This is a genomic window from Siccirubricoccus sp. G192 (genome assembly GCF_019084075.1).
Classification (GTDB): domain Bacteria; phylum Pseudomonadota; class Alphaproteobacteria; order Acetobacterales; family Acetobacteraceae; genus G192.
Genome location: NZ_JAHREN010000001.1, coordinates 757,614 through 781,391 on the forward strand (window position 1 = coordinate 757,614; position 23,778 = coordinate 781,391).

Annotated in this window: 18 protein-coding genes and 2 pseudogenes; 14 read left to right on the plus strand and 6 right to left on the minus strand. The window is 73.3% G+C overall.

What is annotated here, in order from left to right; all coding sequences use genetic code 11:
* Nucleotides 1-4: 4 nt before the first annotated feature.
* Nucleotides 5-1,972, plus strand: a complete 1,968-nt coding sequence (locus tag KSF81_RS03570; RefSeq protein ID WP_217377783.1) for a winged helix-turn-helix domain-containing protein — start codon at nt 5-7, stop codon at nt 1,970-1,972.
* 170 nt (nt 1,973-2,142) lie between these two features.
* Complete coding sequence (locus KSF81_RS03575) at nt 2,143-2,397, plus strand: tautomerase family protein (protein ID WP_217377784.1); 255 nt, start codon at nt 2,143-2,145, stop codon at nt 2,395-2,397.
* Nucleotides 2,398-2,598: 201 nt separating this feature from the next.
* Here KSF81_RS03575 and KSF81_RS03580 read toward each other — a convergent pair whose 3' ends face one another.
* Together KSF81_RS03580 and cysQ are read right to left on the minus strand one after the other, a co-directional pair.
* The gene (locus KSF81_RS03580; RefSeq protein WP_217377785.1) at nt 2,599-3,561 is read right to left on the minus strand and encodes an L-threonylcarbamoyladenylate synthase; all 963 of its coding nucleotides are present in this window, start codon (nt 3,559-3,561) and stop codon (nt 2,599-2,601) included.
* Nucleotides 3,558-4,321: pseudogene (gene cysQ / locus KSF81_RS03585) on the minus strand (3'(2'),5'-bisphosphate nucleotidase CysQ). Before cysQ ends, KSF81_RS03580 begins: the two are co-directional and overlap by 4 nt.
* Nucleotides 4,322-4,441: 120 nt before the next feature.
* Here cysQ and KSF81_RS03590 point away from each other — a divergent pair.
* Both KSF81_RS03590 and KSF81_RS03595 read left to right on the plus strand, forming a co-directional pair.
* Nucleotides 4,442-5,960: pseudogene (locus tag KSF81_RS03590) on the plus strand (leucyl aminopeptidase).
* A 14-nt stretch (nt 5,961-5,974) separates the two neighbouring features.
* Complete coding sequence (locus KSF81_RS03595; protein ID WP_217377787.1) at nt 5,975-6,433, plus strand: DNA polymerase III subunit chi; 459 nt, start codon at nt 5,975-5,977, stop codon at nt 6,431-6,433.
* On the opposite strand, the gene KSF81_RS03600 is transcribed toward KSF81_RS03595, so the two are convergent.
* The 3 genes from KSF81_RS03600 to KSF81_RS03610 form a co-directional block, all read right to left on the minus strand.
* Nucleotides 6,387-8,513, minus strand: a complete 2,127-nt coding sequence (locus tag KSF81_RS03600; protein ID WP_217377789.1) for a sensor histidine kinase — start codon at nt 8,511-8,513, stop codon at nt 6,387-6,389. The two genes, KSF81_RS03595 and KSF81_RS03600, sit on opposite strands and share 47 nt — an antisense overlap.
* 349 nt (nt 8,514-8,862) lie before the next feature.
* Nucleotides 8,863-9,849 carry a tripartite tricarboxylate transporter substrate binding protein gene (locus tag KSF81_RS03605; protein ID WP_217377791.1) on the minus strand — a complete coding sequence of 329 codons (987 nt, stop codon included), beginning with the start codon at nt 9,847-9,849 and terminating at the stop codon, nt 8,863-8,865.
* Between the two features lie 532 nt (nt 9,850-10,381).
* The gene (locus tag KSF81_RS03610) at nt 10,382-10,846 is read right to left on the minus strand and encodes a nucleoside deaminase (RefSeq protein ID WP_217377792.1); all 465 of its coding nucleotides are present in this window, start codon (nt 10,844-10,846) and stop codon (nt 10,382-10,384) included.
* A gap of 200 nt (nt 10,847-11,046) precedes the next feature.
* On the opposite strand from KSF81_RS03610, the gene KSF81_RS03615 reads away from it, so the two are divergent.
* The 9 genes from KSF81_RS03615 to KSF81_RS03650 all read left to right on the plus strand — a co-directional run bounded on the left by KSF81_RS03615 (nt 11,047) and on the right by KSF81_RS03650 (nt 21,056).
* Entirely contained in the window at nt 11,047-12,138 is a 1,092-nt protein-coding gene (locus KSF81_RS03615; RefSeq protein WP_217377794.1) for an endonuclease/exonuclease/phosphatase family protein, read from the plus strand.
* Between the two features lie 58 nt (nt 12,139-12,196).
* Nucleotides 12,197-12,916: a gamma-glutamyl-gamma-aminobutyrate hydrolase family protein gene (locus tag KSF81_RS03620; RefSeq protein ID WP_217377795.1), complete on the plus strand. Its 720-nt coding sequence runs from the start codon at nt 12,197-12,199 to the stop codon at nt 12,914-12,916.
* On the plus strand, nt 12,913-13,716 hold the full coding sequence (locus tag KSF81_RS03625) for a pseudouridine synthase (protein ID WP_217377797.1): 804 nt from the start codon (nt 12,913-12,915) through the stop codon (nt 13,714-13,716). The genes KSF81_RS03620 and KSF81_RS03625 overlap by 4 nt, the downstream gene beginning before the upstream one ends.
* On the plus strand, nt 13,713-14,270 hold the full coding sequence (gene rsmD, locus KSF81_RS03630; protein WP_217377799.1) for a 16S rRNA (guanine(966)-N(2))-methyltransferase RsmD: 558 nt from the start codon (nt 13,713-13,715) through the stop codon (nt 14,268-14,270). Before KSF81_RS03625 ends, rsmD begins: the two co-directional genes overlap by 4 nt.
* Nucleotides 14,271-14,281: 11 nt before the next feature.
* Entirely contained in the window at nt 14,282-15,430 is a 1,149-nt protein-coding gene (locus tag KSF81_RS03635; protein WP_217377800.1) for a glycosyltransferase family 4 protein, read from the plus strand.
* Nucleotides 15,427-15,591 (plus strand): hypothetical protein, encoded by a 165-nt coding sequence (locus KSF81_RS03640; RefSeq protein ID WP_217377801.1) that lies wholly within the window; start codon nt 15,427-15,429, stop codon nt 15,589-15,591. Before KSF81_RS03635 ends, KSF81_RS03640 begins: the two co-directional genes overlap by 4 nt.
* Nucleotides 15,575-17,965: a glycosyltransferase family A protein gene (locus KSF81_RS31260; RefSeq protein ID WP_217377803.1), complete on the plus strand. Its 2,391-nt coding sequence runs from the start codon at nt 15,575-15,577 to the stop codon at nt 17,963-17,965. The genes KSF81_RS03640 and KSF81_RS31260 overlap by 17 nt, the downstream gene beginning before the upstream one ends.
* 13 nt (nt 17,966-17,978) lie before the next feature.
* The gene (locus tag KSF81_RS29000; RefSeq protein ID WP_309139695.1) at nt 17,979-20,444 is read left to right on the plus strand and encodes a DUF6212 domain-containing protein; all 2,466 of its coding nucleotides are present in this window, start codon (nt 17,979-17,981) and stop codon (nt 20,442-20,444) included.
* Between the two features lie 270 nt (nt 20,445-20,714).
* Nucleotides 20,715-21,056 carry a hypothetical protein gene (locus KSF81_RS03650; RefSeq protein ID WP_217377804.1) on the plus strand — a complete coding sequence of 114 codons (342 nt, stop codon included), beginning with the start codon at nt 20,715-20,717 and terminating at the stop codon, nt 21,054-21,056.
* Nucleotides 21,057-21,246: 190 nt separating this feature from the next.
* Here the strand turns inward: KSF81_RS03650 and mutL are convergent, their stop codons facing one another.
* Entirely contained in the window at nt 21,247-23,037 is a 1,791-nt protein-coding gene (gene mutL / locus KSF81_RS03655) for a DNA mismatch repair endonuclease MutL (protein ID WP_217377806.1), read from the minus strand.
* A 108-nt stretch (nt 23,038-23,145) separates the two neighbouring features.
* On the opposite strand from mutL, the gene KSF81_RS03660 reads away from it, so the two are divergent.
* On the plus strand, nt 23,146-23,778 hold the full coding sequence (locus KSF81_RS03660) for a flavin reductase family protein (RefSeq protein WP_217377807.1): 633 nt from the start codon (nt 23,146-23,148) through the stop codon (nt 23,776-23,778).

Consider the following 23,778-nt stretch of genomic DNA (forward strand, 5'->3'; position numbering starts at 1 on the left):
GGCGATGTGTCCGACAATCCGCGATCGCCTGTCGCGCAATGCAAGGGAGCGCCTGGTCGGGCGTCAGGCGGAACTCAGTCAATTGCGGCGGGCGCTGGCGGAGGGGGCACCTGCCGTCATCCACCTGCATGGACTGTCCGGCGTCGGCAAGTCGGCCGTCCTGACAGCCTTCGCAGAGGAGGCGCGCGGCGCCGGTGCGGCCGTGCTTGCGGTGGAGTGCGGCAGCATCGAACCGACGGAGCGCGGCGTGCTGAAGGAGCTGGGCCAGTCCCTGGGCTGCGCGCCGCGGCTCGATACCGTCGCGGCGGCCCTTGCGGCCGGCCCCACCCCCCTCCTGCTGGCCTTCGATGCCTATGAGCATTTCGGCCTGCTCGACGCCTGGGTGCGCCAGCGCCTGGTGCCCGCCCTGCCCGAGCGCACGCTGGTCCTGCTGGCCAGCCGCCTGCCGCCCACCGCCGCCTGGACGGAGGCGCCGGAGTGGCAGGGCCTGTTCCGCGCAATGCCCCTCGGCATGCTCTCCGTCGCCGAAGCGACCGCGCTCCTGGAGCGGCTCGAGGTGCCGCAGGACGCGGCGCCACGAATCATCGGCTTTGCCGCGGGGCACCCGCTCGCCCTCGCCCTCGCGGCCCGGGCGGCGCAGTCCCTGTCATCGGATGGCGCGCAGCCGCTGGAGGTGGTGATTCCCCAACTCGCCCGACGCTATCTCGGCGATGTCACCGATGCGGAAACGCGCGAGGGGCTGCGGGCTGCCTCCATCGCACGCCGCGTCAGCATCGGCCTGCTGCGTGCGCTGCGGCCGCAATCCGACCCCGGTGCGCTATACGACCGTCTCGCGGCGCTGCCCTTCGTCACGGCCATGCGCGACGGGCTCGCGATGCACGAAGCGGTGCGTGAGGCGCTGGCGGCCGAGTTGCATGCCGCCGATCCCGAATTGCACCGCCGCTACCGGCAGGAAGCCTGGCGCCAATTGAGCCGGGAGGCGCAGACCGCGCCCGCCGCCGAGCTCTGGCGCTGCACCGCGGACCTGATCCACCTGATGCGCAACCCGGTGGTCCGGGAGGCCTTCTTCCCGCAGGGCGCCACGCATTTCGCGGTGGAGCCGGCGCGGCCCGGCGACGGGCCGGCGATCCTCGCCATGGCCAGCCAGCATGATGGCACGGCCGGCGCCGCGCTGATGGGCACCTGGCTGGATGCCGCGCCGCATGCCTTCTTCGTCGCACGCGGGCCGGACCGCGCGGTCGAGGGCTTCTATTGCCTACTCGATGCCGCGGAGGCCGCCGCGGGCACGCTGCGCGCGGACCCGGTGACGGCACGCTTCCTGCGCGACATCTCCGAGCGCCCGCTCGATGGCAATCAGACCGCCCTGCTGCTCCGCCGCTGGATGGGCCGGGCGGAGGGCGAAGGCCGCTCCGCGGTGCAGGCCGCGTGCTGGCTCGATATCAAGCGCCATTACATGGAACGGCGGCCACAACTGCGGCGCGTCTACATGGCGCTCGCCGATCTCGGGCCCTATGCCGCGGCCGCCAGCACGCTCGGTATCGTCCCCCTGCCCGACCCGGTGGCGATCGGCAACCATCGGATGCAGGCCGCGATGCTCGACATGGGGCCGGGCTCGGTCGATGGCTGGCTGTTCCGGCTGGCGGCGAGGGAACTCGGCATCGCGATGCAGGATGACCTCCTGGACCGGGCAAAGCGCGCGCTGCGCGTGGATGGCCAGATCGTGCCGCTGACACGGCGCGAGTTCGACGTCATGGCCTATCTGGTGGGGCGCCAGGGCGAGGCGGTCCCGCGCGATGGCCTGATCCATGATGTCTGGGGGCTGCGTTTCGATGCCGGCAGCAATGTGGTGGATGCCGTCGTGGCCTCGCTGCGGCGCAAGCTCGGCAGCCGCGCCGGCGCGATCGAGACGGTGCGCGGATTTGGCTATGTCTACCGTGCAGGGGCGGATGGGCGCCCGGGCGCCGAGGCCTGAACCACCCGCATCATGCCGCCACGCGCTCCGGCAGGGTTGCCAACAGGTCTCCGCTTGCGCCGCGCCGGCCGGTCCCGGCCTCCCGCCATTCTCATGCATTTCTCATGTTGGGATCATGCAGGCGGGTGTGGCCGGACCTAGCATCCGGGTGTCCCGGGCAGAAACCGGCGATGACCGAGAGTCGAGAGGAGGAAACCATGCCGCTGATCCAGGTGAACCTGATTGAGGAAGTCTTCACCCCCGAGCAGAAGCGCCAGATCATCAAGAAGCTGACGGACGCCATGGTCGAGGTCGAGGGCGAGGCGATGCGTGGCGTCACCTGGGTGACGATCCAGGAGGTCCGCAGCGGCGAGTGGGGGATCGGCGGCCAGCCACTGACCACGGCCGATGTGAAGGCGCTCGCGGCCGGCAAGGCGGCCGCCTAAGGCCGGGGCCGGCGGGCATGGCCCGATGGGGCGGGGCTCTCGCGCTTCGCCCTGTCGCGCTCGCCCGGCCGCTCTGTCACGCCGGGACCCGTCTATCTCGACCGTCTCGTTCAGACGGTCCGAAACCCCCTTCAAGGCCGCCTGACGGGCCTCACTCGCGCCAGAATGCGGTGGTGCGCCCAGCGAGCCGGGCCGCTGGCATTACCGCCGCGGTGCCGCCGCGCGGGCCAGCCGGTCGTTGATGGCCAAGCCGAGCCCCGTCTCCGGCACCGGCATGGCGGCGATGCCACGGCAGCCTCGCCGCGCACCCTCCGCATCCAGCCAGCGCAGCCCGGCAAAGAGGCGGGCTGCGGCCTCGGCCAGGTCGCCCGTCTCGGAGAGGTTCCAGGTGATGGCGGCGCCGGGCAAGGGCGGGCCGAAGGCCAGCAGCGCCTCATCCGCTGCCATGGCCGTGGCATGCCGCCGCACCGGCAGGGCAGGCGCGTAATGCGAGAGCAACTGCCCCGGGGAGCGGGGCGTGGCGCCCGCCGTCGGCAGCACCCGCGCCACCGGTCCGAGCACCGCCTCGATCGCCTCCAGCGTCACGCCGCCCGGCCGCAGCAGCAGCGGCGCCGCGCCGCTGAGGTCCAGCACCGTGCTCTCCACGCCGACCCCGCAGGGGCCACCGTCCAGCACCGCGGCGATGCGGCCGGAAAGCCCCTCCAGCACATGCGCCGCCGTGGTCGGGCTCACCCCGCCGGAGCGGTTGGCGGAAGGTGCCGCCACCGGCACGCCCGCCTGCCGCAGCAGTGCCAGCGCCAGCGGATGGTCCGGCACCCGCACCGCCAGCGTCTCCAGCCCCGCCCCCGTCAGCAGGTCCACCCGGCAATCCGGGCGGCGCGGCAGCACCAGGGTGAGCGGCCCCGGCCAGAAGCGGGCGGCCAGCGCCCGGGCGCGCGCATCCGCGACCACATCGGCGAAGGCCGCCGTCGCATCCGGGTAGTGGCAGATCAGCGGGTTGAAATGCGGCCTTCCCTTGGCGGCGAAAATCCCCGCCACCGCCCGCCCATTCCCGGCATCGCCGCCGAGCCCATAGACCGTCTCGGTCGGGAAGGCGACGAGTTCGCCGGCGCGCAGCAGGGCGGCGGCGCGGGCGAGTTCGGCCGGTGGCAGCAGCGCCGTCATCCGCGCCCGTGGCAGACGAAGGAGGGGTTGCGCCAGCCCGGCTTGCCGTAGCGGAGCGGCGCGCCCTCCACCTCGGTCACGCTGCCGCCGGCCGCCTCCACCAGCGCCTGGCCGGCGGCGGTGTCCCATTCCATGGTGGGGCCGAAGCGGGGGTAGAGATCGGCCGCCCCCTCCGCCACCCGGCAGAATTTCAGCGCCGAGGCCAGGCCCCGCCGCTCCGCCACCGGCCGCCCCGCCAGATAGGGGCCAAGCCGCGGGTCATCGGCATATTGCCGGCTGGCCAGCACGGTCAGCCCCGCCGCCGGCACCGGCCGCACCCGGATCTCCTGGCGCGGCCCCTCCTCCTGCTGCTTCCAGGCGCCGGCGCCGGCCAGGCCGGCAAACACCTCCCCCGTCGCCGGCAAAGCGAGGGCGCCGAGATGTGCCCGCCCGTCCCGCACCAGGCCGATGCAGACCGCGTATTCATCGCCGCCCCTGGCGAATCGCGGGTGCCGTCCAGCGGATCGACCAGCCAGAAGCGCGCGGCGGGGGCGGTGACGATGCCGGCCTCCACCTCCTCCTCCGCCACCACGGGGATGCCCGGCGCGGCCTGGCGCAGCCCCTCGACGATCAGCGCCTCGGCGATGCGGTCGGCCTCGGTGACGGGGCTCTCGTCGGATTTGCGGTCCACGACGAAGCCGGCGCGGCGCACCGCCTGGATCGCATGCGCGGCGCGGCGGGCCAGGCCGGCGGCCAATTCCAGCAATCCCGGATCATTCATGCGCGGGGGTTTAGCCGCGCTGCGCCCCCCTGCAAAGCAGCACCGCCTGGCCCGATTGCGGCAGCCGGGCGGGGCGGTGCTATCCTCCGGGTCCAATCACTGCGCTGGGGTCCCGGAAGAATGCTCGACATCGCCTTCGTGAAGCCCGCCCTGCCCCGCCATGGCGCGCTGGTGCTGCCGGTGGCGGAAGACAGCATCGCAGCCGGGCTGCGCCAGGTGCTGGATGCCGCGAGCGGCGGCGCGGTGGAACGCGCGCTCGCCGCCGCCAGCTTCAAGGGCCGCAAGGGGCAGAGCTGCACCATCTGGGCGCCGGCGCTCGACAACGGCACCCAGGGCCCCTCCCGCATCGTGGCGATCGGCCTCGGCAAATCGGCCGAGCTCACGCCGGAGGCGGCGGAGGCCGCGGGCGGCGCCATCCTCCCCCCTCATCACCGCCGAGCGCGAGGCGGTGATCGCGGCCGAGGCGCTGCCGGCGCCGCTGGCCGCCGCCCTGGCCATGGGGCTCCTGCTGCGGAGCTACCGCTTCAGCCGCTACCGCACCACCGAGAAGGAGGAGGAGAAGCCGAAGCTGGAGCGCGTGACGGTGGCCACCGATGCCACCGCCGAGGCCAAGACCGCCTGGTCCCCGCTCCGCGCCGCGGCGGATGGCGTCTTCCTGGCCCGCGACCTGGTCTCCGAGCCGCCCAATATCCTGAACCCGGAGGAGATGGCGGATCGCTGCCAGGGCCTGGAGAAGCTCGGCGTGCAGGTCGAGATCCTGGGGCCGAAGGAGATGAAGAAGCTCGGCTTCGGCGCGCTCCTCGGCGTGGCACAGGGCTCGGCCTGCGAGCCGCGGGTGGTGGTGATGCAGTGGCTCGGCGCTTCCGGCGGCAAGAACGGCAAGGGCCGCGCGGCGCAGAACCCGGTGGCCTTCATCGGCAAGGGCGTCACCTTCGATACCGGCGGCATCTCTATCAGGCCGGCCGCCGGCATGGAGGACATGAAATTCGACATGGCCGGCAGCGCCGCCGTGGTCGGGCTGATGGCCGCGCTCGCCGGGCGGCGCGCCAAGGTGGATGCGGTGGGGCTGGTGGGGCTGGTCGAGAACATGCCCTCCGGTACGGCGCAGCGGCCGGGCGATGTGGTGAAGACCTATTCCGGCCAGACGGTGGAGGTGATCAATACCGATGCCGAAGGCCGCCTCGTGCTGGCCGATGTCATCGCCTATTGCCAGGAGCGGTTCGAGCCGCGCTTCATGGTGGACCTAGCGACGCTCACCGGCGCCATCATCATCGCCCTTGGCCATGAACATGCCGGGCTCTTCAGCAATGACGACGAGCTGGCCGGGCGCATCCTGGCCGCCGGCAAGGCCGTGGCCGAGCCCTGCTGGCGGATGCCGCTCGGCGAGGCCTATGACAAGCAGATCAAGTCCGACATCGCCGACATGAAGAATGTCGGCGGCCGGCCGGGCGGCTCCGTCACCGCGGCGCAGTTCATCCAGCGTTTCGTCAGCACCAAGTCCGGCCCGATGCCCTGGGCGCATCTCGACATCGCCGGCACCGCCTGGGCCACCAAGGACCAGCCGACGGTGCCGAAGGGCGCCACCGGCTTCGGCGTACGGCTGCTGGACCGGTTGGTGGCGGAGCATTACGAGGGCTGAGCGCGGCCCGCGCGATGGCGGAGATCGGCTTCTACCACCTCACCCGCAGCCCGCTGGAGCAGGTGCTGCCGCGCCTGCTCGGCCGCGTGCTGGAAGGCGGCGGCCGCGCCATGGTGCTGGCCGGCAGCGCCGAGCGGGTGGCGGCGCTGGACGCGGCGCTCTGGCTCTCCGCCGAGCCGGACTGGCTGCCGCATGGCAGCCCTGCCACCGGCCAGGCCGCGGACCAGCCGATCTGGCTCACCGCCGAGGATGCGCCGGAGGCGGGCGCCCCCAATGGCGCCCGCTTCCTGTTCCTGCTGGACGGCGTGGAGTCCGCCCGGCTTCCCCTGTTCGACCGCGTGCTGGACCTGTTTGACGGCAATGACGAGGCCGCCGTCACCGCCGCCCGCGCCCGCTGGAGGACCGCCAAAGCCGCCGGCCACACGCTCAGCTACTGGCAGCAGGGACCGCGGGGCTGGGAGCGGCGTAGCTGAGGCCGCTGCCCGGCGCCTCCGGCAGGGTCAGCACCACCCGCCCGCCAGGCGCCGCCCGGTCGATCTCCAGCCGCCCATGGTGGTGCCGCACCAGCGCGAGCGAGAGCCGCATGCCGAGGCCGCGCGCGCGGCCCGGATCGAATTCCGCCGGGAAGCCCGGCCCGTCATCCTGCACGGCCAGTTCCATGCCCTCTGGCCCATGCCGGCAGATCACCACCACCGGGCCGGCGCCGTATTTCAGCGCATTGGTCACCAGCTCCGCCACCACCAGGCCGAAGGGGGCGAGCTGGCTGACCGCGAGGCGGAAGCCGGGCTCGATGCGCAATTCGATGCTCCGCCCCGGCGTGGCGCCGAGCAGCGAGCCGCGCAGGTCCTGCATCAGCCCGGTGAGATAGGTGGCGAGGTCGGTGCCCTGCTCCGCCTCTTCCTCGTAGAGGCGGCGGTGCAGCGCGGCCACGATCAGCACCCGCGCCGCGCCCTCGCGCAGCCGGGCGGCGGCGTCCGGCGGCACGCTGCGCGCCTGCATCAGCAGCATGCCATGCAGCAATTGCAGGCTGTTCTTGACCCTGTGGTGCATCTCCAGCACCACCAGGTCCTTCATCCGCAGCAGCTTCTCGCGCTCGGCCTGCAGGACGCGGTAGTCGGTGATATCGATGTCCAGGCCGAGCAGCCGGCGCGGCCTGGCCTCGGCATCGCGCTCCAGCACGGCGCGGCTGGCCAGCCAGCGGATGCTGCCGTCCGGGTGCCGCACCCGGAACTCGGTATCGAGGCTGCCGGTGCGCAGCGCCTCCTGCCCCGCCACTATCACCTGGGCGAGATCCTCCGGGTGGATGCAGGCATGCCAGGTTTCCGGCCCCACCTCGCCCGGCGCCGCCGGCTCCAGCCCATGCAGCCGGAATTGCTGGTCGGACCAGCGCTGGACACCGGTGCCGAGATCCCAGTCCCAGGTGCCGACCTGGGCTGCGCGCTGGCTCGCCTCCAGCCATTCGTTGCGGTCATGCAGCGCCGCCGCGGCCGCGTCGCGCTGCTGCGCGGAGGCGGCCAGCCTACCCGCCAGCTCATCCAGTTCCCGAAACCCGGGCGGCGCCGGCATCCTTTCGCCCAGCGCGCGCAAGCCCTGGGCGATGCGCTGCGCCAGCAGTCCCGCCAAGGCGAATCCCGCAAGAGCCAGAACCAGGCCCAGCATCCCGGCCCGCAGCAGCGCCGCCTGCCATGCGCCGCCGAATCCGGCCTCCGGCACCTGCACCAGCACGGCGTAGCCGCTGCGCGGGGCGCGGGCGAAGGCCACCACATGCCGGGTGCCGTCCTGCGTCCGCAGCCGCGGAAGGATGCCCTCGGCCGCCCCGGCGAGCCCCGCCCGGACCTCTTCCATGGCGGGGCCACTGAGAATCTCCGCCCCTTGCATCGTCCGAGCCACGATGCCGGACCGGCGGTCCAGCACCGCCGCCACCCAATCCTGCGGCAACCACTGCCCGGCCAGCGCCTCGGCCAGCAGGGTGGGCGGCAGATAGGCGCCGAGCACCGCGGGCATCGCCCCAGCCGCCGCGTCGCCGGCGGGGCGCCGCAACGGGACGCCAAGTGCGATGGAAACGGCCCGCGGGGCGGGGCCGGCGAGGAGATCGCTGATGGCCAAGCGGCCGGTGCCGAGGGCCGCCAGCAGCCCCGGTGGCCCGGCGGTTGGCACTGCCGGCGGGACCGCCGTGCTCCACAGCAGCCGTCCATCGGCGCCGAGCAGCAGGATCGGCCCGCCGCCGAGCCGGTCCAGCACCTGCTCCGCCTGTGCCAGGAAGACCGCCGGCTGCAGCGGATCGAGTGCCGGCGAGGTGCCGAGGCCGAGCAGCAACGCCTCGACCTCCCCGAATTCGTGGTCCACCACACGGGCCAGGATGCGGGTCGTGCCGAGAAGCTGGCCGGCCGCGCGGTCGCGCGCCGCGCCCCGGGCTTCCAGCACCGCGATCCCGGCCAGCCCGGCCATCGCCAGGGCCAGCAGCCCGGCAAGCGCGAAAAGCCTGCCGCGTAGCGAGGGTCCGCTGCGCAGCCCAAGGGAAGCGATGCTGCCGGTCCTGGTCCCACCGCGCAATGAGTTTCGCCTTTTTTGCACCCTGCGGAACAAGTGGTCCCGTCTCGTAGGGCGCAACTCTAGGGCGAATTAAGAAACACGTAACGATCCAATATCAATCTCGCAGGAACGTGACACTGCCGGACCAAGCGACGGAACCGCATGGCGGCGCCGGCCGGCGCTTTCGCTCCAGGCCATGGCCAGCTTCTGCCTGGGTGGCCAAGCCAGGCGGGCCACCCGCGCCTCCAGGCCGGCCCGCGCTCCGGCCTAGAGTTTCTTCCGTTCGCATGGGCTCACGGAATCCACTCCAGCCTTTTGTTTCATCGAGCAAATACTCCGCTCGGGTGATTCCACCCGGACGGAGTTTGCTCTAGCCTTCCAGCCGGATGCCGGTCAGTTCCACCAGGTCGCGCCAGCGCTCCACCTCGCTGCGCTGGAAGGCGGCGAAGGCGGCGGCCGGCAGGGGTGCCGCCTGGAAGCCGAGGCCGGTCAGCCGCGCCGCCAGTTCCGGCTCCGCCAGCAGCCGTGGCAGCGCCTCTGAAAGCCGCCCGATCACCGGGGCGGGGGTGCGGGCGGGGGCAAACAGGCCGAACCAGGCATCCACCGCCATGTAGGGCGCGCCGGCCTCGGCGAAGGTCGGCACCTCGGGCAGCTCCGGCAGCCGGGCGGGCGCGCCGATGCCGAGGCAGCGCAGCCGCCCGTCCTTCACCAGCGCCACCACCTGCGGCCAGGTGGAGACGAAGAAATCCACCACGCCGCCGACGGTATCGGTGGTGGCCTGGGCGCCGCCGCGATAGGGCACATGCGTCGCCTCCAGCCGCTCCCGCCGGACGAAGCTCTCCGCAATGACATGGCTGGCCGAGCCGACGCCGGAGGAGGCATAGGTGAGCCGGCCGCCCTCGCGCCCCCGCGCCGCCAGTACCGCCAGGCTGCGGGCCGGGGAGGAGGCCGGCACCACCAGCGCGTGGTGCACTTCGGCCAAGCGGCCGATCGGGGCGAAATCCTCGATCGGGCGATAGGGCAGGTCCCGCACCATGGCGGCATTGGCCGCATGGGTCTGGTTGTTGCCGAGCGCCAGGGTATAGCCATCCGCCGCCGCCGCCGCGACCGCCTGGGTGCCGACCACGGCGGCGCCGCCCGGCCGGTTCTCCACCACGAAGGTCGAGCCCGGGATCGCCGCCTGCAACCGCTCCGCCAGGGCGCGGCCGAGCACATCCGTGCTGCCGCCCGGCGGATAGGGGATGACGATCCGCACCGGGCGGGACGGCCAGGGTGCTTCCTGGGCACGCGCCGCGCCGGGCAGCAGCAGCGGCGTGGCGAGCAGTGGCGTGGCGAGCAGCTTGCGGCGTGTCGGCATGGGACGTCCCTTCCCTCGTGGCCCCCGCCCGGGGTTCAAGCCTTCGGCCCGAACCCCGTCAACCGGCCCATCCGCGCCCGGCGGTCCTTCCGCCGCCGTATCGCCGGCGTGGCGCCATCACAGAGTCGTGATCCAAAGGCGCGCATTGATGGGCTCTTCGGAAACATTCGGTTGCATGGCCGCCGTCTTCGCGCCACATGCGCCCGCCATGCTGCCGCCGATGGATGGGACGCGGCAGATGCAGATCAGGCTTGCGACGCGGCGCGGCGGATCACCCCGGCCCGGGGACCGGCAGGGATGAAGCGCGTGGACCCCTGGGGGGGATTTCCTGCGGCGCATCCTGCTCTCGGCGAGTCTCGCCGGGGTGGCCGGCCTGCCGCCGACCGCCGGTAGCACCGGCCCGCAACAGGAAGTGGCGGAGCCCGAGCCGCCTGCCGAACTGCCACCACGGCCCGTCTCGCCGCAGGGCTGACCCGCCGCCGGGATCGCCGGCCGCGTGCCGGTGGCGGCCCTATCCGGCGCGAGGCCGGTCCTATCGCCGCGCCGCGAAGAATTCCCGCAGCAGAGACGCGCATTCACCCTCCCGCAGGCCGCCCACCACCTCCGGCCGATGGTGGCAGGAGGCGGCGGCGAAGATGCGGGCGCCATGCTCCACCCCGCCGCCCTTCGGGTCATAGGCACCGAAGACCACCCGCCCCACCCGGAAGAAGGCGGCGGCCTGAGCGCACATCGGGCAGGGCTCCAGGGTCACGGTGAGGGTGCAATCGGCCAGCCACTTGCCGCCCCGCGCCGCCGCGGCGGCACGCAGCGCCAGCATCTCGGCATGGGCGGAGGGGTCGTGCAGCGCCTCCACTTGGTTGCCGGCGCGGGCCAGGATCCGGCCCGTGGCATCGCTCACCACGGCGCCGACCGGCACCTCGCCCCGCGCGGCGGCGGCGCGGGCCTCGGCCAGCGCGATCTCGATCGGCGTCACCCTGCCTCCTTTGCCCGGCCGCATCGCCCCTGCGGTGCCCTGCGATCAGACCAGAGACCGGCCGGTTGCGACAGCCGGGAAGCGGGGCGGGAAACGGTCTCCGAACCTTCGGCCTCCCTGGCGCTTGAAGCAGCGGGCCGGCACGGCGGGGAGGAGGAGCGGAGCGCATGATGGAACCGGCCCCCCCTTCGATCCCCTCCCGAGGCGCGGCGGGATGGCGCGGCATGACCAGGCGCGACGGCATTCGCATCGCCGTCTGGGCAGCCGGCCTCACCCTGGTCGGCGCCACCCTGGCGCCGCTGGTGCCGACCGATGACTGGTGGGTGCGCGCGCTCGACTTCCCGCGGCCGCTCCTTGCCCTGCTGCTGGTATTGGCGATGGCCGCCTGGCCCCTGCTCGACCGGCGGGCGGCGAGCTGGGCGCTGCTCGCCGGCCTGGTGGCGGCGCTCGGGCTGCAGCTCCGCTGGCTCTGGCCCTATACCCCCCTGCATCCCGTGCAGGCCCTGCCGGCCGGGGACTGCGCGCCCGAGGACCGCCTCTCGGTGGTGGTCGCCAATCTGCGGGTCAGCAACCAGGGCGCCGGGCCCTTCCTCGACGCGGTGCGCCGCGCCGACCCCGATGCGGTCTTCGCCGTGGAGGTGGACCCGGGCTGGGTCCACGCCCTGCAACCGCTGGAAGCGGCCTATCCGCATCACGTCCTGCATCCGCGGGCGGATTTCTGGGGCTTCGCGCTCTATACGCGGCTCGATACGGTGCAGCCGGAGGTCCGCCATCTGGTCAGCGGCTATGTGCCCTCGCTCCGCACCGGCCTCCGCCTGCGCTCCGGCGCGGTGGTGACCTTCCACGGCCTGCACCCGAAGCCGCCCCTGCCCAGCGAGGGCACCGGCCAGCGGGATGCGGAACTGCTTCTGGCGGCGGAGGAGGTGCGCGGCGGCGGCGCGGCCCTGATCGGCGGAGACCTGAACGCCGTGGCCTGGTCGCCGGTGACGCGGCTGTTGCAGCGCGTCGGCGGCATGCTGGACCCCAGGGTCGGCCGCGGCGTCTTCGCCACCTTTCCCACCTGGCTGCCGGGGCCGCTGCGCTTCCCGATCGACCATGTCTTCTTCACCCCGGAATTCCGGCTGCTCGCGGTGGAGCGGCTGCCCGATATCGGCTCCGACCACCTGCCGCTGCTGGCACGGCTGTGCCACCGGCCCGAGGCCGTCGCCGCGGCGCGCGAGCGGGTGCCCCAGGCAGGGGAGGCGGATTTCCGCCGCGCCCAGGAGGCGATCCTGGACGGGCGCGAGGATACCGGCGAAGCCAAGCCGCCGGATTAGGCAGGATGGCCCATCCCGCCGCTTGCCCCGGCATGGCATGGAGCGCTAGCAACGGCGCATGAGCAGATCCCGCCCCGTCATCGGCGTCACCCTGGATGCGGAGGAGCCGGGCGGCTACTCCAAGCTGCCCTGGTATGCGCTCCGCAAGAACTACTTCGCCGCCATTGCCGAGGCCGGCGGGCTGCCGGTGGCGCTGCCGCACCAGGCGGAGCTGGCGGAAGCCTATCTGGCCGAGATCGACGGGCTGGTGGTGACCGGCGGCGCCTTCGATGTCGATCCCGCGCTCTATGGCGGCGGCCCGGCGCATCCGACCGTGACCCTGAAGGAGGGGCGGACCGATTTCGAATTGGCCGTTACACGGGGCGCGCTGGCGCGCGACATCCCGGTGCTCGGCATCTGCGGCGGCCAGCAGCTTCTGGCCGTGGCGCTGGGCGGCACGCTGATCCAGCACATCCCGGACAGCATCGAGGCCGCGCTGGAGCATGAGCAGCCCAATCCGCGCGACCAGCCCGGCCATCCCATCGCCATCGCCCCCGACACGCTGCTGGCGCGCATCACCGGCCGCGAGCGCATGGCGGTGAACAGCGCGCATCACCAGGCGGTGGCCTCGCCGGGCGCGGGCGCGGTGGTGAATGCCACGGCGCCGGACGGGGTGGTGGAGGGGGTCGAGCATCCCGGCTACCGCTTCGCGCTCGGCGTGCAGTGGCACCCGGAATACGCGGTGGACCCGGCCGATCCGCTGATCTTCGAGGCTTTCGTGCAGGCCTGCCGGCGGTGACCACGGAGGACGCACCGGAACGCGGAGAGAGGATCGCCAAATGGCTCGCCCGCGCCGGGGTGGCCAGCCGGCGGGATGCGGAGAAGCTGATCGCCGAGGGCAGGGTGCGGCTGGAGAACCGGGTCGTGGACAACCCGGCCACCTTCATCAAGCCCGGCGACCTGGTGACGGTGGGCGGCAAGCCGGTCGCGGAGCCGCAGCGCACCCGGCTGTTCCGCTACCACAAGCCGGCCGGCCTCGTGACCACCCATCGCGACGAGAAGGGCCGCCCGACGGTCTTCGAGACCCTGCCGCCCGGCCTGCCGCGCGTGGTCTCCATCGGCCGGCTCGACCTCACTTCCGAGGGGCTGCTGCTGCTGACCAATGACGGCGCGCTGGCCCGCCGGCTGGAACTCCCCGCCAATGGCTGGCTCAGGCGCTACCGGGTGCGCGTGCATGGCATGGTGGATGAGCGGGCGCTGGAGGCGCTGGCGCGCGGCGTGACGGTGGAGGGCCTGCGCTATGCGCCGATCGAGGCGGGGCTTGATTCCCGCAAGGGCGCCAATGCCTGGCTCACCGTGTCGTTGCATGAGGGCAAGAACCGCGAGGTCCGCCGGGTGATGGACTATCTCGGCCTCGGCGTGACCCGGCTGATCCGCACCGCCTATGGCCCCTTCCAGCTCGGCGCCCTGCCGCGCGGCGCGGTGGAGGAGGTGAACCCGAAGGTGCTGCGCGAGCAGCTCGGCCTCGCCACGCCGCCCCGGCCGGGGCGGAAGGCCGCGGGCGCGCCGCCCCCGGACGAGCCCAAGGGCGAAGGGTGAGGATCATCGCCGGCCGCCATCGCGGGCGCCGGCTGGTCGCGCCGCCCGGCCAGGCCACCCGCCCCACCGCCGAGCGGGTGCGTCAGGCCCTGTTCGACATGCTCTGGCACGCCCCCTGGGCCGGCCGCGAATGCGTGGAGGGCGCCCGCGTGCTGGACGGTTTCGCCGGCACCGGCGCGCTGGGGCTGGAGGCGCTCTCGCGCGGCGCGGCGGAGGCGGTCTTCCTGGAGAACGATCGTGCCGCCCTGGCCGCGCTGCGCGCCAATATCGCCTCATGCCGGGAGGAGGCGCGTGCCACCGTGCTCGCCGCCGATGCCACCCAGCCGCCACGTGCCACGGCACCCTGCGATCTGATCTTCCTCGACCCGCCCTATGGCGAGGCGCTGGTGGAGACGGCGCTGGCCGCCCTCGGCAAATCCGGCTGGATCGCGCCCGGGGCCCTGATCTGCGCCGAATACGGCACCAGTGCCACGCCGCCGCCCGGCTTCGCCCTGCTGGCCGAACGCGCGCATGGCGCCGCGCATCTGCTGGTGCTGCGGCCCGCAGCGGCGTGAGGCGGGTCCTGATGCTGCTGCCCTCCGGCGGCATCGGCGGGGTGGAGGTGCATAGTGTCGCCCTCGCCCGCGCCCTGGCGCGATCCGGCCTCACGTTGCGGCTGGCGATCGAGCCGGCGCTGCGGCCACGCTTCGCCGCCCTGCTCGGCCCCGATCTGGCGCCGGGGCTGGAGGGGCTCGCGATCGGCTGGTACCCGGAAGTGGCGGCGGAGGCGAATATCCGTCGCCAGGCGGCGGCGGCCATGGCGGCGATCCTGGCGGCGCGGCCGGATGCCGCCATCCTGCCGCTGCCCTGGCCGACCCATGGGCTTGGCATCCAGCAGGCGCTGGCAGAGGCCGGGGTTCCGGTGCTGGCGGTGGCGCATCTGGCACCGCGCGAGCTGGACCCGCCCACCATTGCGGCGGCGCAGGCGTTGCGGCCCGGCCCGACTCGCTGGGTGGCGGTCTCGGACCCGGTGGCGGCGCGGCTCGCCACCTGTTTCGGCCTGCCACCGGGGGCCGTCACCACCGTGACGAACGGCGTTCCCCTCCCGCGGGAGCGGCCGGGGCAGCGCGAGGCGGCGCGGGCGGCGAAGCGGCGGCTGCTCGGCCTGCCGGGGACGGCGCCGCTGCTGGTCTTCGCCGGACGGCTGGAGCCGAACAAGGGTGCCGACCTGCTGCCCGGCATCGCCCAGCGGCTGCCGCCGGGCATGGTGCTGGCGGCGCTCGGCGAGGGGCCGCTCGCGCCGGTGCTGGCGGCGCATCCCGCGGCCGGTGGTGCGGCCCGGCCCGGCCCGCTCCGGCTGCTCGGCCAAATGGGGGATGTGGCGGAATGGCTGCTGGCCGCCGATGCGCTGCTGCTGCCCTCGCGGCTGGAGGGCTGCCCGCTGGTCTTCCTGGAAGCGGCGGCGCGGCGCTGTCCGGTGGTGGCGACCGAGGCGGCGCTGGAAGCCTTCGGCGATGCCGCCTTCGACCTCGCCGCCGTGGCGGGCGAGGCCACCGCCGGCAGCCTGGCCGGGCGGGTGGCGGCCAGCCTGGCCGAGCCGGCGCGGCGCTGGCGCAAGGTGGCGGCGGCCTGGCAGCATGCGGTCGCGCATGACGAAGCCGCGATGTTCCGGCACTATGCCGGGCTGCTGCGCGCCCTGGCCGGGCCGCGCGCCGGGGATGCCAGCCTGGAATGAATGACGGACCCATGCCGCCGGCGCCCCAGGCCGGGCCGGGCGAGATCACCCTTGCCGTCATCATCCCCGCCTGGCGCCAGCCCGGCTTGCTGGCCGAGGCTATCGCCTCCGCGCTCGGCCAGCAGGGGGGCGCCGCCCACCGCCGTGGTGGTGGTGGATGATGGCTGCCCCTTCCCGGAGACCGCCGAAACCGCGCAGGGCTTCGCCGCCCTGCATCCCGGCCAGGTCTTCCTGCTCAGGCGGCGGAATGGCGGGCTTTCGGCGGCGCGCAATACCGGGGTGGAATTCGCCCTCGCCGCCTTCCCCTCATGCCGCGCGCTGTTCTTCCTGGATGCCGACAACCGGCTGCTGCCGCCCTTCCTGGCACGCGCCTGGGCGGCCATGCAGGCGGCGCCGCCCGGGATCGGCTGGCTCTACCCGGATTTCGACGAGTTCGGCGGCACAAGGAACTGGTCGGCGGCGGGCGACTGGTCGCTGCTGCAACTCCTGGCGCAGAATTACTGCGAGGCGGGCAGCCTGGTCCGGCGCGAGGTCTTCGAGGCTGGGCCGCGCTTCGACGAGACCATGCGCGGCGGCTTCGAGGACTGGGATTTCTGGTTGCAGGCCGCCGCCGCCGGCTTCGCCGGGCAGCATCTGCCGCACTCCGGCTTCCTCTATCGCCGCCGTCCGGAAAGCATGCTGGCGGCCTCGGAACGGCAGCGCCCGGCGCTGCTGGCCGCGCTCCACCGCAAGCACGCGGCGCTGCTCCGGCCGGGCCGCCTGCTGGCGCTGGAGGCGGCGGAGGCGCCGCGCTTCGCGCTGCACACGCCGGACCGGGCGGAGGTGCGGCTGCTGCTCGACCCGGCGGGGCCGCCGCTGGAGGTAGTGCCCGCCGCCCTTGCGCGGCAGCGCCTGCTGGCGGCCGAGGCCGCCCCGGCGGCGCGGGCCTGGCCCGCCATCCTGGTCTTCGCCACGGAGGAGGCGCTGGCGCTGCTCCGCGACCATGGCCTGATCCGCAACCTGTTCTGGCTGGCGGAGACTGCCCTGCGCGGCCGCGACCTGGTGGCGGTGGAGATCGTCGCGTGCGAGGCCGGGGAAGTGGTGGTGGAGGGGCGCCCCGGGGCCGGCGGGCTCGGCGGCGTCGCGGCGATCTTCGCCAGGGCCGGCAGCCTGACCGGCCCCGCCGAGGAGACGCGGCGCGATCCGGCCGAGGATGACCGGCCCGCGGATGACCGGCCCGAGGACGGGCGACGGGAGGAGGGGCGGTCCGGAAAGGCCCGGCCCGATCGGCGCCGGTCCCGCAGCCTGCATGCCGGCAAGGTGCGGCCCGGCAGCGCCCTCTCCGGCCGGGCACGCCCCGGCGAGGCTTGGCCCGATGACGGCTGGGCCGAGGATGCCGCGGCCCGGAGCCTCGATGCCGAGGAGGCGGAGGCGGAGGAGGAGGCCCTCTTCGGCGCCAGCCCCTGGGAGAGGCGGCTGGACTGGCTGGCGAGCCTGGCCGGGCCGCGGCCGAAGCCCCGTCTCCGGCGCATCCGGGTCGGCCTGCCGCTGCCGCCCGGCACGCCGGGCCTGCCGCTGCCCGATCCGGCAAGGCAGGAGCCGGCGCTGCCGGACGGCGCGATGCAGGCCGCCCCGCTGGAGCCTCCGCGGGACCGGGCGCCGGAAGACCTCGCCGCCGAGGCGCCGCAACCCGGCCCGCCCCGGGAAAGCCTGCTGCTCCGCTTCCTGCTGCTGGAGGCGGCCAGCCTGGACCGGGCGCGCCGCCGCCGCTCGCTGCTACCGTCCGGCTGGCGCCAGGATTTCCGCGGCCGGCGCGACACCGCCGCGGCGCGGGTCGGGGCGCTCGCCGGCCTCGGCACCCTGCTGCCCTGCCCGCCGCAGCCGGGGCGGCGCAGCTTCGGCTTCGTGCTGCCGCTCTTTGCGCTGGGTGGGGTGGAGCGGGTGGTGCTGAACCAGGCCCTGGTGCTGCGCGCGCGCGGCTGGCGGACGCACCTGTTCGTGCTCGGCGCCAGCCGCATCGCCTGGCCGGAGGGGATGCCGGCCGCTTTCGAGAGCATCAACCTGCTGCCCGCCCTGGAGGCGAACGAGGCCGAGTGGCGCAACCCCTATTTCGGCGCCGAGATCGCCGCCTTCGGCAGCCGGCCCGGCGCCACCGATGCGCTCGGCCTGCTGGCCGGCATGGATGCGGTGCTGAATACCCATAGCCTGGGCGGGCATGCGCTGATGGCGCGGCTGCGCAGCCTCGGCATCCAAACCTTCTGCGGGCTGCATCTGGTGGAGCGCGGGGCCTGGGGCGATCCGCTCGGCACGCCGCACAGTGCGCTCGCCTATGAACATGCCTATGACGGCTTCACCGTGATCTCCGACCAGTTGCGGCATTGGTGCATCGCGCAGGGGGTGCCGGCGGCCAAGCTGCACTTGTTACGGAATGCCCCGGCCTATCCCGCCGAACCCGGGCGCATCGCCGCCGCCGGCGCGGCGCGGCAGGCGCGCGCGGGGGGGGCCGCTGCGGGCGCTGTTCCTCGGCCGGCTGGATGCGCAGAAGGGGCTGGATAGGCTGGCCGCCGTCATCGCCGGCACGCGCGGCCTGGTGGAATGGCGGGTGGTCGGCCGCCCGGTGCTGGATGCGCCACCGCCCGATCTCGGCGTGGCGATCGAGCCGCCGGCCCTGGCGCCGGCGGCGCTGGACGCGCTCTATGCCTGGGCGGATGCCGTGCTGCTGCCCTCCCGCTTCGAGGGCGTGCCGCTCACCGTGCTGGAGGCGCAGCGCATGGGCTGCGCCGTCATCGCCACCGATGTCGGCGCGGTGGCGGAGATCCTGGAGGACGGGGTGGACGGCTTCCTGGTGCGGCACGACCAGCCGGAGAGCGCGATCATCGCCGCCATGGTGGCGATCCTGGCGCGGCTCGCCGCCCGGCCCGAGGAATTGGCCGCGATCGGCGCCCGCGCCGCCGCCCGGCTGCGGCAGGCGGGCTGGGACGCGACCATGCGGGAATTCCTCGACCATCTGGACCGCCTGCTGCCCCTGGAACCCTGTTCCGAGTCCCCCCCGATGACCCTGCTGATCGACCCTGCGGCGCTGCGGCATCTGCATTCCGGCCAGCCCTTGCTGCTGGCGCTGGAGAGGGTGGCGGAGGCCGAGGCGCTGGCGCTGCCCGGCCTCTCGCTCTGGCTGCTGCGCGAGGATGCTGCGGGGCTGCGCCTGCATCGCCCCGGCACCGACCCGGTGCTCGCGGTGCTGCCGCTGCCGGCGCCGCCGGCCGGGGTGCTGGCCCTGGTGGCGCCGAGCCGCGAGGCCGCCGCGCCGCTGCTGCATGCCTGGGCCGCCATCGCGCCGGAAGCGCCGCCGCTGATCGAGGCCGCCAGTGCCGCCGCCGCACTGCCGGAGCTGGCGCGGTTGGCGGTGGCGGGGCTGGCCCGCGCCCAGGCCCAGGCCGGCGAGGTGCAGCAGGCCCTGGTCCTGGCCCGGCAGGAGGGGGAGGAGGCACGGATCGCCATGCTCGCCCTGACGCAGTCCGCCAACCAGGCCCTGCCGCCACCGCCGCCCAGCCTGGCGCTGGCGACCGAGCCCTCCTCCGCCGGGCATGCGGCCGCGGCCGAGGGTGGGCGGCTGATCCTCGGCCAGGTGCTGCCGGTGGCGCTGGAGGGGCTGGCCTCGCTCGCCCTGCATCTGCGGGCGGCCAGCGTCTCGCCCGCGGCGCGGCTGCGGCTGCGGCTCTATGCCGGGGAGAGCCGCCGCATCTTCGGCTCCTGGACCCTGCCGGCGGAAGCCCTGTCCCCGGGCTGGATCGGCTTCGACCTGCCACGCCCGATCGGGCCGGTGCGGGAGACGGCCTGCCTCGACCTCCAGGCCGAATTGGCGGAGGGGGACCGGCTTTCCCTTTCGCTGGAGGAGGCGGAGGCGCCGCCGGGGCAGGGCGTGGCGGAGGGTGCGCGGGCGCTGGCGCTGCGGCTCTGGACGGTGCCCTTCGGCCGCCGCTTCCTGCTGCCGGCACATTGGAACTGGGAAGACCTGGACCTGCCATTGGCGCCGGAGGGCGTGCCCGTGCATCTGCCGGCGCAGCTCTGGGACAGCGCGGTCCTGCCCTCCGGCCGGGTCGAGCGGGTGGCGCTGGGGGCGGAGGCGCCGCGGCTGCTGGCCTCGCTTTCCGGCGGCGAGCGCTGCCTGGTGCTGCTGCCGGCGGTGCCGGTGCGGGGGCTCGACCTGTTGCAGGCGGAACTGGCGGTGCGGCTCGGCGATGCCGCCCTGCTGGAGGCGGCGCTCTGGTTGCAGCCGGCCGGCGCGGCGGTGGCGGCGGAGGCAGACCTCTCCCTGCTGGCCCCGGGTTCACGCTGGTCCGGCTGGCGCCGGGCCGGGCCGGCGGAGGGCGGGCTCCGCCTGCCCCTGGCGCTACCGCCGGAGGTGCCGGATAGCGTTGCGGTGGTGCTGGTGCTGCGGGATTGCGGCACGGCGCCGGAGGAGCTGCTGCGGGTGGAATGGGCCGATCTCTCCGGCCTGCGGCTGGCGGCGCCGATCCCGGCCGGGGCGCCGGTGGCGGTCCGCACCCGGCAGCCCACCCGCGCCATGCCACGCCTGCCGCGCGGCCAGGCGCCGCAGGTCGGCGCGGTGCGGCTGCAGGAGCATTACGAGACGCCGGATCGCGGCTACCGGCACCTCGATATCGGGGTGGAGGGCTTGCGGGCCGGCGAATTCGCCTGGCCGCGGCTGCGCTTCAAGCTGGCGCTGCATGGCGAGGAGCCGGTGCTGGAATTCCGCGCCCGGCCGGACTGGCCGGCCATGTTCGAATCCTGGCCCGGCCGCGCAGCCGATGAATACGGCCCCTATCTTCTGCTCGCCGCCCGCGACCTGGAGGGCGGCTTCGCGGCGCGGCTGCGGAGCGAGCGCGACCGCTGGATGGTCTTCGCCCTGCTGCGGCTGCTGCCGACCGCGGTCGCCACCGCGGCGCGAGAGGCGATCAGCGAGCCGGAGGACTACGAATCCTGGCTCGACTTGGCGCGGCGCCTGCATGCCGCGCTGCCGCAGGAGGAAGGGTAAACCCTATGCCTCATGAGCCTAAAATCACCTACCAGAGCAAAGGCATTTTCAACGCCAGCGAATGGATAAGTGAGGGCGAAGGGCTCTTTGCATCTGCTCGACTCAACAGAGCCCTCTGGATACGAAAGCAACGACGCTTATCAAAGTCAAATGCTGAATACACTCCTACGCCCCGGCAATGGCATGAGATTCTAGGGTTACCGAGAGCCTCCATGTTGTTGCTGGGATACTCTTCAGAAATGTTTCTCAAGGCAGGATTGGCAAAAGCGTATGTCGGATGCCGTGAGACAATGTTTCAATATGACGCCAAAAAAATTCGGCCACAACTTGGCAGCTATTGCAAAATCGATTGACTTTTCATTCCTATCAAATGACGAGGAAAACTTCAACACTCTTAAAAAAATCATCATGGAAGGCGCAAGATATCCAATAACCCCCCAAGTCGGGGAAGATTATAATTGTGCAATTAACGAACGGACAAGCCTATTTTGGAATGCAAAAAGATTTAAAGAATTCTGTTCTTTGGTGGACAGAGTTCGGAAGCACGCAGCCATTATAGACCGAGATGAAGAAAAATTCTGCACATTTCGATTCTTGGAAGATAGACGATGACGGGTATCTAGTATTCCGAATTGGTGGAAATCTGCGACCACGAATTATTTATCGCCCTAGCAGCTTACAGCGGGAAGCGGGCAACGCTGGGGTCGATAATTTCAGGAGATTTTTCTGTAGTGACAGGTTTCCTCTTATGAAGGCGTATTGGGACAAGTGTATTATCCGCGAAGATAAAGTCTAGCGGGTTTCACCGCCGCCCGAACATCCGCTCCAGCTCGGCGGCGCCGAGGCGGAGGAAGGTGGGGCGGCCATGCGAGCAGGTGGCGGCGCGCGGCGTTGCCTCCATCTGGCGCAGCAGCGCGTCCATCTCGGGCGGCGTCAGGCGGCGCCCGGCGCGGACCGAGCCGTGGCAGGCCAGCCGCGCCACCGCCGCATCCAGGCGCCGCTCCAGCGCCATGGCCTCATCGAAAGCGGCGAGTTCCGCGGCCAGGTCGCGCAGCAGCGGCGCCGGATCGGCGGCGCCGAGCAGCGCCGGCAGGGCGCGCACCAGCACCGCGCCGGGGCCGAACCCCTCGATCTCCAGCCCGAGCCGGGCGAGCTCCACGGCGAAGCCGAGCAGCCGGGCGCAATCGGCGGGCGGCAGGTCCACCACGGCGGGCAGCAGCAGCGGCTGGGCGCGCACGCCGCCCTCGATGAGCTGCACCCTGAGCGCCTCATGCGTCAGCCGCTCATGCGCGGCGTGCTGGTCCACCAGCACCAGCGCGCCATCCGGCGCCTCGGCCAGGATGTAGGTATCGAGCAATTGCGCCAGGGCGCGGCCGAGCGGATGGTCGGCCGGCGCCGGCGCCGCTTCCGGCGGGGCAGCGGGACGCGGCGGGGCGAAGCCGAGCGGCAGGGCGGCGGCAGGCGGCGGCGCGGGTTGCGGCGCCAGGGCAAGCTGCATCTCGGCCAGGCCGGCGGCGGCGGAAGCGGGCGGCAGCGGCGCCGGGGCCGGGCGCCGCCAGGCGGACCAGCCGGGGCGCGGCGCATAGGCAGTGAGCGCCGGCGCCGCCACCCCCGCCCCGGCGGAAAGCGCCCGCCGCAGCGCCGCGATCAGCAGCCCGCGCACCGCGGCTTCCTCGCGGAAGCGCAGCTCGGTCTTCATCGGGTGGACATTCACATCCACCGCCTCGGGCGGCAATTCCAGGAAGAGCGCCGCCACCGGATGCCGGCCGGCGGCGATCAGGTCGCGATAGGCGACATGCAGCGCGGTGCGCAGCAGCTTGTCCCGCACCGGGCGGCGGTTCACCACCAGATGCTGCTCGGTGCCGGTGGCCCGTGTATGCGCCGGCTGGGCGGCGAGGCCGGCCAGCGCCAGGTCGCCGGTCTCGGCCGCGACGGGCAGGGCGGCGGCGGCGAAATCGGGGCCGAGCAGGTCGTGGATGCGGGTCTCGCGGCTGGCGGGGGCGAGAGAGAGCACCTCCCGCCCGTCATTGGTCACGCGGAATCCGGCCTCGGGCCAAGCCAGGGCCAGGCGGCGCACCGCCTCGACCGCCTGCTCGGCCTCGGCGCGTGGCGAGCGGAGGAATTTGCGGCGGGCGGGGACGGCGTAGAAAAGATCCCGCATCTCCACCCGCGTGCCGGGGGCGCCGGCCGCGGGCATGACGGCGCCCTTGCGGCCACCCTCCACGCTTAGGGCATGGGCATCGCCATCGGGCGGGCGCGAGGTCAGGGTCAGGCGGGAGACGGCGCCGATGGAGGGCAGCGCCTCGCCGCGGAAGCCCAGCGTGGCGATGCGGAAGAGCAGCGCCTCCTCCGGCAATTTGGAGGTGGCGTGGCGTTCGACCGCCAGTTCCAACTCGTCGGGCGCCATGCCGGCGCCGTTGTCCTCCACCACCACCCGGCCGATGCCGCCTTCCTCCAGCGTCACGGCGATGCGGGTGGCGCCGGCATCCAGCGCATTCTCCACCAGCTCCTTCACTACGGCGGCCGGGCGCTCCACCACCTCGCCGGCGGCGATGCGGTTGGCGGTGGTCTCGGGGAGGATGCGAATCGGCATGCTTGCTGGGGGCCTCGGCGGGGGACCATGCGGCCGGCGGCCCCTGCTCCACAAGGGCCGGATGCCGATGGGGTTCCAGGGCGCGCGGCCCCGGGCTAATTCCGCCGCATGTTCTACGAACCCAAGCATGGCCACGGCCTGCCGCACGACCCCATCAAGGCCATCGTGGCGCCGCGGCCGATCGGCTGGATCTCGACGCTCGATGCCGCGGGGCGGCCCAACCTGGCGCCCTACAGCTACTTCAACATGGTCCATAACCGCCCGCCGATGATGGCTTTCGGCAGCGAGGGGCTGAAGCACAGCGCCGCCAATGCGCGGGCCACGGGGGAATTCGTCTTCAACCTGGCGACCCGGCCGCTCTTCGAGGCGATGAACGCCACCTCCGACAGCCTGCCCGAGGGGGTGGACGAGTTCGCGGCCGCCGGCTTGGCTGCCGCGCCCTGCCGCCTGGTGCGGCCGCCGCGCGTCGCGGCGAGCCCGGCGGCGCTGGAATGCCGCGTGGTGCAGGCGATGGAATTGCTGGACACCGAGGGCCGCCCCTCCGACGGCTTCCTGGTGATCGGCCAGGTGGTCGGCGTGCATATCGACGCGCGCTTCCTGCGCGAGGGGCGCTTCGACACGGTGGCGGCGCGAACCATCGCCCGCTGCGGCTACCGCGACTACACGGAGGTGGCGACGATGTTCGAGGCGCTGCGGCCGACCGACCGCGGCGCCTTCCCGCCCGAGGGCGGGAAGGGCTGA

Bases quoted from the DNA above. Each gene is read 5' to 3' on its own strand.
- KSF81_RS03570 (WP_217377783.1), top strand. From the start codon at position 5: ATGTGTCCGACAATCCGCGATCGCCTGTCGCGCAATGCAAGGGAGCGC.
- KSF81_RS03575 (WP_217377784.1), top strand. From the start codon at position 2,143: ATGACCGAGAGTCGAGAGGAGGAAACCATGCCGCTGATCCAGGTGAAC.
- KSF81_RS03580 (WP_217377785.1), bottom strand. From the start codon at position 3,561: ATGACGGCGCTGCTGCCACCGGCCGAACTCGCCCGCGCCGCCGCCCTG.
- KSF81_RS03595 (WP_217377787.1), top strand. From the start codon at position 5,975: ATGGCGGAGATCGGCTTCTACCACCTCACCCGCAGCCCGCTGGAGCAG.
- KSF81_RS03605 (WP_217377791.1), bottom strand. From the start codon at position 9,849: ATGCCGACACGCCGCAAGCTGCTCGCCACGCCACTGCTCGCCACGCCG.
- KSF81_RS03610 (WP_217377792.1), bottom strand. From the start codon at position 10,846: ATGCGGCCGGGCAAAGGAGGCAGGGTGACGCCGATCGAGATCGCGCTG.
- KSF81_RS03615 (WP_217377794.1), top strand. From the start codon at position 11,047: ATGACCAGGCGCGACGGCATTCGCATCGCCGTCTGGGCAGCCGGCCTC.
- KSF81_RS03620 (WP_217377795.1), top strand. From the start codon at position 12,197: ATGAGCAGATCCCGCCCCGTCATCGGCGTCACCCTGGATGCGGAGGAG.
- KSF81_RS03635 (WP_217377800.1), top strand. From the start codon at position 14,282: ATGCTGCTGCCCTCCGGCGGCATCGGCGGGGTGGAGGTGCATAGTGTC.
- KSF81_RS03640 (WP_217377801.1), top strand. From the start codon at position 15,427: ATGAATGACGGACCCATGCCGCCGGCGCCCCAGGCCGGGCCGGGCGAG.
- KSF81_RS03650 (WP_217377804.1), top strand. From the start codon at position 20,715: ATGTCGGATGCCGTGAGACAATGTTTCAATATGACGCCAAAAAAATTC.
- mutL (WP_217377806.1), bottom strand. From the start codon at position 23,037: ATGCCGATTCGCATCCTCCCCGAGACCACCGCCAACCGCATCGCCGCC.
- KSF81_RS03660 (WP_217377807.1), top strand. From the start codon at position 23,146: ATGTTCTACGAACCCAAGCATGGCCACGGCCTGCCGCACGACCCCATC.